The following is a 6,219-nucleotide window of genomic DNA, read 5'->3' as shown; positions in this document are numbered from 1 at the left end:
GGTACGTCACCCAACGCCTCGAACCCACCCGCCAGACCACCTACGCCCACACCCGGGTCAGCAGCTAACGACGCCGTGATGGTTGCGTGCACGTACTCCGGGTCATACCCCTGAAACTCGCCGTCCCAGGCCAGCTCCGAGGCCTCGGGTAACACCTCCGGCGCGGGGTGAAACCCGGTGAGTTCAGCCTCAACCAGCCGCGCCCACTGTGCGTCGAGAGCATCCACGTCACCGTCACCACTCGTACTGCCCCAGGGGGTGTCCTGCCCCGGGGCGGCGTGGGTGTGGCGGTTCGCATCCATCCCCCAACGATAATCGAACAAACGTTCCTATTCAATACCTTCAACATCGCAAATGCAGGAGTCTGTGGCCTGGGTCAGGTGACCCGTAGATGAGTTCTGTGTGTCCCCGATAGCTCGCGGCCGCGCTGTACCGCCTGTACTCCCGTGCGCTAAGAACAGCGCTGGTGTTCGGTGCCGTGATCTGGGCAGCTTGACCTGGAGTGCACTCCAGGCAGCACGCTCATGCCATGAGGTATAGGACGATTGGCACCGGAGCAGCAGCCCGTGAGGTCAGTGCGATCGCACTCGGCGCGATGAAACTGGGCGGAACGGTCGACGACGATACGTCGTTTGCGATCCTCGATCGGTTTGCCGATGCAGGCGGTACGTTCATCGACACGGCCAACAACTACATGTTCTGGGAGCCCGGCTGTTCCCCCAATGACAGCGAGCAGCTGATCGGACGCTGGCGCGCATCGCGCGGGATCCAGGACGGCGACGGCATCGTCATCGCCACCAAACTCGGCGCCCGCCCGACGCTGCCCGGCGGTGGAATGGAGAGTTGGGAAGGATTGTCCGCACCGGCTATCCGGGCCGCTGTCGGCGGGAGCCTGGAGCGGCTTGGGGTTGACGCGATTGACCTGCTCTACCCCCATGTAGAAGATCGGACGGTGCCGCTGGAGGAAACCCTCGGTGCCCTGGCGGAACTGGTGTCGGCCGGCACGGTGCGGCTGGTCGGGGCAAGCAATCACCGGGCGTGGCGCCTGGAGCGCGCCAGCGCGATCACTGCCACCCGAGATTGGCCACGGTACAGCGTCCTGCAACTGCGTTACAGCTACCTGCGGCCCCGGCTGGACATCCGCCTCCCTGAACTCGGGCACGTCCACGTCACCGAGGACCACCTCGATTTCCTCCGCACCGAGAACGCTGACGGGCGGCCCACCGCGCTCGTGGTCTATACACCTTTGCTTTACGGCGCCTACACGCGGGAGGACCGTGAATTGCCGGCCCCTTACGACCATCCGGGAACGCCGCTCCGGCTGGCCGCCCTTGACACGGTGGCCAAGCAGACGGGTGCCACCTACAACCAGGTCGTGCTGGCCTGGCTCATGGATCACGATCCGCCGATCATCCCGTTGGTCGGTGTCTCCACCGTGGCGCACGTCGACGAGGCGGTAGAGGCTACCCAGTTGAAACTGACGGCTGAGCAGCGGGAACTGCTTGACCGGGCCGGCTAAGGGAGGACTACGGGGCCGGAGCCCTGACGGGGACTAGACACCCCCGGGTGCCCTTCCGTAGGCAGGTCAGCACCTCGGTGCGGCCGGCACGGCGGTTCGCGGGCCCGGCCACTTGGCTCACTGGGGCTCCGGACCCGGGTCTAGGACGTCGGCGACGGATCGCCGGGGTGTGGCGGGAACCGGATAGCCATAGCCGAGGCGGAAGGTCATCTGGGGGTAGGTCCGTGGGTCGATGAGCCGTCGCAGACGCGAGTGGAGTTCCGGCACCCGCATCGGCTGGAACATGAACGACGCGTTGATCGACCGGTTCGTCGCAGCCAACAGCACACACTGCAGTGCCATCCCGGCACTCAGCCATGCGGCCGGATCATCGCGGGTGGTCGACAAGGCGAAAACGGCCGGGGACTCCTCGAAGGTCGACGTCGGCCGGGTATCGGCCGGCAAGGCAAGTCCTAGATCGGGCAGCGGGAGGCTGCGGTCGCGAACCTTGGGGCCTACGGCTGCCGCGGGGATACCATCCCGGCGACCGTTGGTGGGGTGAGTCCAGTGCGCCAGTTCTGCCAGATATCGGGGGTCGGTGCGCTGGATCCGGTCGGCTTGCCGGACGACACCCAGCACCTGTGCCGTCTTGTAATAGCCGAGTGCCCGCAGGGTGCCACCCTGTGACCGCGCAGCGCCGGCGAGGCTCGTGACCACATTGGTGGGAATCTCCCTGTTACGGAATGGACGCCGGTTGGTGCGTCGGCGGTTGATGTTTTGCGCGAGGGACACTTGAGTAAAACTTGGCTGGGCCGGGCCGACCACGGTGATCGTGGCCAGGAGGGCAGGCTCGGTGCGGATGGGCCGGAGCCGGACCCGCGGTTCATAACCAAGCGCCAGTGCGGCCAGCCGCGCGTTGAAGACGGCGGCGCCGGTGGCCAGGTAGAGCCCGCGACCGTCCGGGTCGGCCATGGGGAGCAGGCGGGTATGGTCCACCCAGATCTCCAACTCGGCGTCGGTCTGGCGGAACACCCAGGGCTGGGAGTTGTGCATCGACGGAGCAGCCAGTGCTGCCGAGGTCAGCCTCGCCGCCAGCGGCGCGGTGAATGTGTACGGGTTCATTGCCGGGCTCCCTTCGGCTCACATGTCCCACTCTGCTGCGGCAGCGGCGGGGCTTCCCAGGGACCAAGGTCCCCGGTTCGCCGGCCACAAGTGAGCACGGCCCGGCAGTCAGCTGGGAGTTCGACACTTCTGATCCGACATAAGCCTCGTCAAGGAGAGCAACGGCGGGATCAGTGGTGTGATGACCCGGCTGATGTGCCATCGTGTCTTGCCGCCCCGATCGGCCTGATCACCATGGCTGAAGAACTGGCTGGGTAGACGCCGCCCGCACGTTCGGGCAGCGCTGGGCGGCCAAGATGGATGGATGTGTCTGCGGCCGCGGTCAATCGAAGGTGACTCGCAGGATGCGGTCGTCTCCGTCGCGGGGGTCGCCGCGCCCGTCGGTGTTGTTGGTCAGCACCCACAACGTGCCGTCCGGCGCGGTCACGGCGTCGCGCAGCCGCCCATAGTCCTCGAGGAATGCCTGCGGTTCACCGGCATCGCCGCCGGGCACCGGGATCTGCCACAGTCGCGAACCACGCAACGACGCCATGAACAGTGTCTCGGCATGGTAGGCCAGGCCACTCGGGGAGGCGTCCGCTACTGGCCACTCGTGGACGGGGTCGATGAAACGATCGTCACCAGCGATGCCGTCGACTTCGGGCCAGCCGTAGTTGCCGCCGGGCTCGATGAGGTTGAGCTCGTCGACGGTGTCCGGGCCGAACTCACTGGCCCACAGCCGGCCGTCGGCGTCGAACGTGAGCCCCTGGACGTTGCGGTGGCCGTACGAATAGACCGGCGATCCGTCGAAGGGGTTGTCGTCGGGAACGTCGCCATCCGGCGTCAACCGCAGGATTGCCCCGGCGACGGAGTCTGGGTCTTGTGAGCTCTGCTCGTCGCCGGCGTCACCCGTTGCCGCGTAGAGCATGCCGTCCGGGCCGAAGACGATCCGGCCGCCGTTGTGGAACCGGTGAGCTGGAATGCCGTCGAACACCGTCTCGAACTCGCCGAACCCGGCGCCGTCGTACGTGGTCCGGGAGATCACGTTCTCGTCGCCCATGGTGGCGTAGACATAGAGTGTGTCCGGCTCGGCCGGATCGAAGGCGATACCCAGCAGGCCGCCCTCGGTGTCGCCGTCGACGCCGGGGACCTCACCAACCTCGGTGACGTCGCCGTCGTCGGTGACATGCACGATGGTGGCGGTGTCACGCTGCGACACGAGCGCCTCGCCGGCGTCGACGAACGCGATGCTCCAGGGCGCGTCCAGCCCGGTGACGATGTCCTCAACCCCGGTAGGTTCCACCGGCCCCTCCACGAGGGTGGGTGTTGGGGGCGTCGGCGTGGCCGGTGTGCCGAACTCCGTATCCGTCGGGGTGGGATCGGAGTCGGTTGGGCCGGTGTCGGTGGGGCCGTTGCCGGGGTCGTCGTTCTCGTCGCCGTTGCAGCCGGCGAGCATCAGCGCGACGACGGCCGTTGCGGCGGCGGTGCGGTTCAGGTTCACCCGTCCCATCGTAGACACGGCCACCCCCAGTCTCGCCACGAACGGCGACGGACGCCCGCGCAGCTGGACCGGACGCCGTCGCCGGTAGGTTGGGACGGTGACCGATGTGCTGATACCTTCCCTTGCCGGCGACCTCGCGCTGCCTGATCAGCTGAACGTCCACGTGTGGGACAGCGGTGAGCCATGGCCGGCCGACGACATCCTGGCCCGGATCGAGTACTACGTCATGCCGTACACCTTCGCCGAGGACACCGGGGAGATCGCCGCCGCGCTGCCCCGCCTGAAGGTGATGCAGACCCTGACAGCCGGCTACGAACACGCGTTGCCCTATCTCCCGGATGGGGTCACCTTGTGCAACGCCCGAGGGGTGCACGACGCCAGCACTGCTGAACTGGCGCTTACCCTTACGCTGGCATCTCTGCGGGGCATCCCGAGGTTCGTCGAGGCTCGGGCGCGGGAAGAGTGGCTGTTCGACGTCTACGACGCGCTGGCCGACAAGACGGTCCTCATCGTCGGGTACGGATCGATCGGCCAGGCGGTCGAGGCGCGGCTGGCACCGTTCGAGTGCGACGTGTTGCGGGTGGCCCGGACCGCCCGCGAAGGCGTGGCCGGGTTCGAGTCCTTGCCGGAGTTGGCCGGCCGATGCGACGTCATCATCCTCGTATGTCCGCTGACCGAGGAGACCCGCGGCCTGGTGGACGCCGAGTTCCTGGCGAAGCTCCGCGACGGCGCGTTGCTGGTGAACGTCGCCCGCGGGCCGATCGTGGACACCGACGCGTTGGTCGCGGAGCTGTCGTCGGGCCGGCTGCGCGCGGCTCTGGACGTCACCGACCCGGAGCCGCCGCCACCCGGGCATCCGCTCTGGACGGTGCCCGGACTGCTGATGTCGCCGCACGTCGGTGGTGCCTCGACGGCGTTCCGGCCGAGGGCGCGGCGGCTCGTCCAAGCGCAGCTCGCGCGGTATGCCGCCGGCGAGCCCGTGGCCAACGTGGTGGCCGGACCGCCCCAGCCCGGCACGTCTCAGTGAAGAAGGCGCCCCGATGCTGGTGCTGAACGGCGACGACGTACGACGCGCGTTCCCGATGGCCGATGCCGTCGACGTAGTGCGCGACGCGATGCGGGCCCTGGCTGAAGGCAGCGCCTACCAGCCGTTGCGGATGGCCGTGCAACCACCCGCTCTGCCTGGCACAGCACTGCTGAAACCGGCCCAGGTGGGTTCGCCGACCAACGCATTCGGGTTAAAGAGCGTCACGATCTTCCCGGGCAACACCGATCGCGGCCTCGATGTCGTCCAGGGTCTGGTGACTCTCCTCGACGATCAGACGGGGCTGCCGTTAGCGCTGCTCGAGGGTGGCGTCGTCACCGAGATCCGGACGTCGGCGGCGTCGGGCGTGGCCACTGACCTGCTGGCCCTGCCGGACGCCGGCGACCTGGCGCTGATCGGTGCGGGCACTCAGGCGCGAGGGCATCTGCTAGCCATGGCCCAGGTGCGGGAGGTGCGGCGCGTCCGGGTGTGGAATCGCAGCGCCGAGCGTGCCCATCGGTTCCGATCCTGGGCGGAGGATGAGGGATTCGACGTGGAAATCATGGCATCGGTCCGCGCCGCCGTGGACGACGCGGACCTGGTGTGCACCGTCACATCGGCGATCGACCCGTTGCTCGACGCGGACTGGCTCCGGCCCGGCGCCCACGTCAACGCCGTGGGTGCGTTCCGCCCCGACATGCGTGAGCTGCACACCAACGTCCTGCAGAGAGCCGGGGTGGTGGCCGTCGACAGCCGAGAATCGGCGTTGGCCGAAGCCGGCGACGTGCTCATCCCGCTCGACGAGCAGGTCCAGCTCGACCTCGTCGAACTCGGAGAGCTGGTCGTCGGCGGGCACGCTGGCCGCGATGACGATGATCAGATCACGGTCTTCAAATCGGTGGGGTTGGCGATCCAGGACGTCGCGTCGGCCGCCTTCATCTACGAGCAGGCCCGGTCGGCCGGGCTCGGCGTCGACGTGAACTTCCCCTGACCCTGCCGCACGAGCTGCCCCAGCCGCGGTGCCCGTTGGCCGGATTCTGTCCTCGGCCGCAGCTGAGCGAGGGTGTGACGGGAGTTGTGGTGGGGGTGTGGTGG

At 67.9% G+C, this 6,219-nt stretch carries 6 protein-coding genes; 3 read left to right on the top strand and 3 right to left on the bottom strand.

Annotated features, from left to right (window positions below; translation table 11 throughout):
- Positions 1 to 302: hypothetical protein (locus G8760_RS18275; RefSeq protein WP_166353822.1), on the bottom strand; the 302-nt coding region annotated here is incomplete at its 3' end.
- Between the two features lie 227 nt (positions 303 to 529).
- Between G8760_RS18275 and G8760_RS18270 the strand changes: the two genes are divergently transcribed.
- Entirely contained in the window at positions 530 to 1,519 is a 990-nt protein-coding gene (locus tag G8760_RS18270) for an aldo/keto reductase (protein WP_166353820.1), read from the top strand.
- 117 nt (positions 1,520 to 1,636) lie between these two features.
- Here G8760_RS18270 and G8760_RS18265 read toward each other — a convergent pair whose 3' ends face one another.
- Together G8760_RS18265 and G8760_RS18260 are read right to left on the bottom strand one after the other, a co-directional pair.
- Positions 1,637 to 2,620 (bottom strand): Acg family FMN-binding oxidoreductase, encoded by a 984-nt coding sequence (locus tag G8760_RS18265; protein WP_166353818.1) that lies wholly within the window; start codon positions 2,618 to 2,620, stop codon positions 1,637 to 1,639.
- A 322-nt stretch (positions 2,621 to 2,942) separates the two neighbouring features.
- Positions 2,943 to 4,109 carry a PQQ-dependent sugar dehydrogenase gene (locus G8760_RS18260; protein ID WP_166353847.1) on the bottom strand — a complete coding sequence of 389 codons (1,167 nt, stop codon included), beginning with the start codon at positions 4,107 to 4,109 and terminating at the stop codon, positions 2,943 to 2,945.
- A gap of 97 nt (positions 4,110 to 4,206) precedes the next feature.
- On the opposite strand from G8760_RS18260, the gene G8760_RS18255 reads away from it, so the two are divergent.
- Both G8760_RS18255 and G8760_RS18250 read left to right on the top strand, forming a co-directional pair.
- Positions 4,207 to 5,127, top strand: a complete 921-nt coding sequence (locus tag G8760_RS18255) for a 2-hydroxyacid dehydrogenase (protein ID WP_343074423.1) — start codon at positions 4,207 to 4,209, stop codon at positions 5,125 to 5,127.
- Positions 5,128 to 5,140: 13 nt separating this feature from the next.
- Positions 5,141 to 6,115: an ornithine cyclodeaminase family protein gene (locus G8760_RS18250; protein ID WP_166353814.1), complete on the top strand. Its 975-nt coding sequence runs from the start codon at positions 5,141 to 5,143 to the stop codon at positions 6,113 to 6,115.
- Positions 6,116 to 6,219 lie beyond the last annotated feature (104 nt).

Origin of the sequence: Phytoactinopolyspora limicola (assembly GCF_011320225.1) — a bacterium.
Taxonomy (GTDB): Bacteria; Actinomycetota; Actinomycetes; order Jiangellales; family Jiangellaceae; genus Phytoactinopolyspora; species Phytoactinopolyspora limicola.
Note: the sequence above shows the minus strand (reverse complement) of the source record. Positions and strands in the feature narration are given on the sequence as shown.

What these genes read in the sequence shown, in the direction of transcription:
- G8760_RS18270 (WP_166353820.1), top strand. Translation starts at nt 530, where the DNA reads ATGAGGTATAGGACGATTGGCACCGGAGCAGCAGCCCGTGAGGTCAGT.
- G8760_RS18265 (WP_166353818.1), bottom strand. Translation starts at nt 2,620, where the DNA reads ATGAACCCGTACACATTCACCGCGCCGCTGGCGGCGAGGCTGACCTCG.
- G8760_RS18260 (WP_166353847.1), bottom strand. Translation starts at nt 4,109, where the DNA reads ATGGGACGGGTGAACCTGAACCGCACCGCCGCCGCAACGGCCGTCGTC.
- G8760_RS18250 (WP_166353814.1), top strand. Translation starts at nt 5,141, where the DNA reads ATGCTGGTGCTGAACGGCGACGACGTACGACGCGCGTTCCCGATGGCC.